Source organism: Verrucosispora sp. SN26_14.1 (genome assembly GCF_004307965.1).
GTDB lineage: Bacteria > Actinomycetota > Actinomycetes > Mycobacteriales > Micromonosporaceae > Micromonospora.
Genome location: NZ_SISL01000476.1, coordinates 1 through 4,416, shown reverse-complemented (window position 1 = coordinate 4,416; position 4,416 = coordinate 1). Strand labels below are relative to the sequence as shown.

General features: G+C 72.6%; 4 protein-coding genes. 1 reads left to right on the top strand and 3 read right to left on the bottom strand.

All coding sequences use genetic code 11. The annotated features are described in order from the left end of the window. Window positions 1-752 (bottom strand): signal recognition particle receptor subunit alpha (locus EYA84_RS27420; RefSeq protein WP_201272491.1); only part of this gene is annotated, 752 nt, incomplete at its 3' end. A gap of 149 nt (window positions 753-901) precedes the next feature. Between EYA84_RS27420 and EYA84_RS27415 the strand changes: the two genes are divergently transcribed. Next, window positions 902-2,608, top strand: a complete 1,707-nt coding sequence (locus EYA84_RS27415; protein WP_131056684.1) for an alkaline phosphatase D family protein — start codon at window positions 902-904, stop codon at window positions 2,606-2,608. Between the two features lie 111 nt (window positions 2,609-2,719). Here the strand turns inward: EYA84_RS27415 and EYA84_RS27410 are convergent, their stop codons facing one another. After that, window positions 2,720-3,340: an HAD family hydrolase gene (locus tag EYA84_RS27410; RefSeq protein WP_131056682.1), complete on the bottom strand. Its 621-nt coding sequence runs from the start codon at window positions 3,338-3,340 to the stop codon at window positions 2,720-2,722. After that, on the bottom strand, window positions 3,340-4,416 hold a 1,077-nt coding region (locus tag EYA84_RS27405), incomplete at its 5' end, for an AAA family ATPase (protein WP_153227120.1). The genes EYA84_RS27410 and EYA84_RS27405, both read right to left, overlap by 1 nt.

Sequence of the window (4,416 nt, the reverse complement as noted above, 5' to 3'; positions counted from 1 at the left end):
GCCTGCTTCGGCACGGTCTCCGCGCCGACCCGGCCGGCCCAGGTCTCCAACTGGTCGGCGGCGGCGGCCCGGAACGTGTCGGCCGCGCCGAGCAGCACGGTACGTCCGTCGGCGATGAGCACCCGGGCGATCTTGCCGCAGGTGGTGGTCTTGCCCGCGCCGTTGACGCCGACCACGAGCAGGACCGCGGGCACACCCTCCTTGGGTGTGGTGTGCAGGGCCCGGTCCAGGGCCGGGTCGAGCGCGTTGACCAGCTCGGTGGCGAGCAGGGTCCGCAGCTCGGCGACCGACCGGGTGCCCAGCACCCGGGTGCGCTCCCGCAGGCGGTCCACGATCTCCCGGGTGGCGTCGACACCCACGTCGGCGGTGATCAGGCTGTCCTCGATCTCCTCCCAGACGTCCTCGTCCAGCCGGTCGCGGCTGAGCAGGCCGAGCAGGCCCTTGCCGAAGGCGTTCTGCGACCGTGACAGCCGGGAGCGCAGCCGGACCAGCCGGCCGGCGGTCGGCTCGGGCACTTCGACGGTCGGGGCCGGCGCCTCGATGACCGGGGGCTCCACCAGGACGCCGGTGGACAGATCGGACTCCGGGGCCTCGACCGGCGGTCCGGCCAGGTCCTCCTCGGCCCGGGTGTCGACCTCCGTACGCGGCAGCGGCGGCTCCGGCCGTCGGCGCAGCCGCGGCACGACCAGCCCCACGCCGGCGAGGATCAGCACGCCGAGCAGGGCGAGTGCGACGAGGAGGTAATCCATCATGCCGAAATCCTGTCAGATGCTCGCGACGGCGTCTCATCCACCGCTCCCCCGGTCATCCACCGCAGGAGCGGTAGGCTCGCCCAGCCAGCAATGCCACGGCCGCCGGCGGGGTAGTAAGAAGAGGTCCCCCCTCACCTCGGAGGTTCGCCATGCCCACCGCCCGACTGCTCATCGGTCCGCTTCTCCGGCGGGTCGTCGGCACCCGGGCCACCGTGTGGGTCGAGACCACGGCCCCCGCGACGGTCACCGTCCGCACGGCGGGCGGCGCCTCCGGCACGGCCGCCACCTTCTCCGCGTACGAGCACCACTACGCGCTGGTGGTCGTGGAGGGGCTCACGCCGGACAGCGCCACCACCTACGAGGTGCTGATCGACGACGAGGTGGCCTGGCCCCCGCCGGAGAGCCGCTTCCCGCCCAGCGTGATCCGCACCCGCGCCCAGGACGACCGGGACCAGCCCGTACGGCTGCTCTTCGGGTCGTGCCGGGAGACCACCCAGCACGCCACCACCCGCAGGCTCCCGCCGGACGCGCTCGACGCGTACACCCGGCGGGTGTTGGACGACCCCGATCCGGCGGCCCTGCCCGACCTGGTAGTGCTCCTCGGCGACCAGGTGTACGCCGACGAGACCTCGCCCACCATCAAGCGGCTGCTGCGGCGTCGGCGGCGGCGCCCCAAGGACGCTCCCAGCGACCAGGTGGTCAGCTACGACGAGTACACCAAGCTCTATCTGGAGTCGTGGAGCGACCCGGAGATCCGGTGGCTCTTCTCCACCGTGCCGAGCGTGATGATCTTCGACGACCACGAGATCATCGACGACTGGAACACCTCGGCCTCCTGGCGGGCTGACATGCGCGACCAGCCCTGGTGGCCCGAGCGGATCACCAGCGGACTGGCGTCGTACTGGGTCTACCAGCACCTGGGCAACCTCTCCCCGGACGAGATCGCCGCCGACCCGGTCTACGCCAAGGTCCGCGCGGCCGAAGACGCCACCGAGGTGCTGCGCGAGTTCGGCACGCGGGTCGACACCGAGGCCGACCTGTCGCACGACGCCGACCGCTGGAGCGCCGTGCAGTACCAGTGGAGCTACGCGCTCGACCTGGGCCGCACCCGGCTGGTGATGCTGGACAGCCGGTGCAGCCGGGTGCTGGTGCCGGGCCGCCGGACGATGCTGCCGGCCGCCGAGTGGTCCTGGTTCGTCGACCAGGCCCACGGCAGCTACGACCACCTGGTCGTCGGCACCTCGCTGCCGTGGCTGCTGCCGCCCGGCATCCACCACGTCGAGGCGTGGAACGAGAAGCTGGCCGACTCGTCCCGCCCCTGGGTCGCCGGGCTGGCCGAGAAGCTGCGCCGCGCGCTCGACCTGGAGCACTGGGGTGCGTTCCGGCGCTCCTTCGAGGGCCTCGCCGAGTTGTTCGCCCGCCTCGGCACCGGCACACCCGGCGGTCCCGACGAACGTAAGGGCGCCGGACCGGCGTACCCGCCACCGGCGTCGATCAGCGTGCTCTCCGGCGACGTGCACCACTCGTACGTGGCCCGGGTCCGCTTCGCCGACCCGGACGTACGCACCCCCGTGCACCAGCTGACCTGCTCGCCGATCCACAACCAGGTGCCCGCCGGGATGCGACCGGTGATGCGGCTGGGCTGGGCGCGCGGTCCGGCCGGGGCGGCCCGTGCGATGGCCCGTACGGCCGGGGTGCGCCGGTCCTTCGTGAAGTGGCGCAAGCTGGCCGGCCCGTACTTCGGCAACGCGGTGTCGACGCTGACCAACGCCGGCCGTGGGTCGGAAGTGGTGATCGAGGGCACCAGCAGCGACGGCAGCCTGCGCGAGGTGGCCCGGCAGCGGCTCACCCCGTGAAAGGAAGGGCCCCCTGTTAACGCCTGCGGTAGAGCAGGGGTCCCCTCCTAACATCCTGACGGCGCGACGACCTGCGGAGCGGGCGACCGGTCACGTGCCCGCAGGTCCCCCTCAGGCGGCCAACGCCGCCCGCAGGTAGCGCAGGTCCTCCGGGCCGCTCCAGCGGTGCGCCGACAGGCCCGCCACCCGGGCACCGCTGACCGCCCGGTCCTCGTCGTCGACGAAGAGCACCCGGCCCGGCGCGGTCTCCAGGGCCTCGCAGGCGGCCTGGAAGTACTCGCGGGCCGGCTTGTGCACCCCGACCACCGAGGAGTTGACCACCACGTCCAGCTCGCCGGTCAGCCCCAACGTCGCCAGGTCCTCGTCGAGCAGGTCGGTGGCGTTGGTGGCGAGCCCGACGCGGACGCCCTGACCCCGCACCTCGCGGACGAAGTCGAGCACCGCCGGAACCACCTCGCCCCGGTACCGCTGCCACTGCTCGACAGCGGCCCGGGCCCGCTGCGGGCCACCCGCCGAGTCGGCCAGCGCGTCGGCCACACTCGACACCCACTCGGCGTGGCTGACCCGGCCGGTCAGCACCGGTTGCAGCAGCTCCCAGTGCATGGCGATCTCGCCGAGCACCCCCTCGGTGAGGCCGTACTCCCGCTCCACCCCGGCGGCCACCGCCGGGTCGAAGCGCCGCAGTACTCCGTCGAAGTCCAGCAGGAGCGCCGTCGCGCGTTCCCGAGCCACTACCCGTTCTCCTCGCCGCGGCCGTGCCGCTCGTCGTCGGTGTCGGCCCGGTTGAGCCGTTGACTGATCACCTGGGTGACCCCGCCGCGCATGGTCACGCCGTACAGCGCGTCGGCGATCTCCATGGTCCGTTTCTGGTGCGTGATGACGATGAGCTGGCTCTTCTCCCGCAACTGGGCCATCAGCGTGATGAGCCGACCCAGGTTGACGTCGTCCAGCGCCGCCTCGACCTCGTCCATGATGTAGAACGGGCTGGGCCGGGCGCGGAAGATCGCCACCAGCATCGCCACCGCGGTCAGCGACCGCTCGCCGCCGGAGAGCAGCGAGAGCCGCTTGATCTTCTTACCGGGCGGGCGTGCCTCGACCTCCACGCCGGTGGTCAGCATGTCGTCCGGCTCGGTGAGGATGAGCCGGCCCTCACCGCCGGGGAACAGCACCTCGAAGACCTGCTCGAACTCCCGCGCGGTGTCGGCGAAGGCGCTGGCGAAGACCTCCAAAATGCGGTCGTCCACGTCCTTGACCACGGTGAGCAGGTCACGGCGGGTCGCCTTGAGGTCCTCCAACTGCTCGGAGAGGAACTTGAACCGTTCCTCCAGCGCGGCGAACTCCTCCAACGCGAGCGGATTGACCTTGCCGAGGAGGGTGAGTTCCCGCTCCGCCTTGGCGGCCCGCTTCTCCTGCACCGGTCGCTCGTACCGCACCGGCTCGGGCACCGGCAGGCCGTCCCGTTCGGCGGCGGCCACCTCCGCCTCGGTCGGCGGCACCGGCTGCTCCGGACCGTACTCGGCGACCAGGGTCTCCACGGTCAGGCCGAAGTCCTCGGCCGCCTTGGCCTCCAACTGCTCGATGCGCAGCCGCTGCTCGGCGCGGGCCACCTCGTCCCGGTGCACCTGGCTGGTCAACCGGTCCAGTTCACCGCCGAGCCGTTTCGCGGCGGCCCGCACCTCCTGGAGTTCCGCCTCGCGGGTGGCCCGTTCGCGCGCCACCGCGTCGCGGTGCTCCTCCGCCCGCGCGATGCTGGTGGTCAGCCGGGTCAGTGCCGCCCGTGCGCCGCCGGCCACCGCACGGGCGATGCC

Bases quoted from the DNA above. Each gene is read 5' to 3' on its own strand.
- EYA84_RS27415 (WP_131056684.1), top strand. From the start codon at position 902: ATGCCCACCGCCCGACTGCTCATCGGTCCGCTTCTCCGGCGGGTCGTC.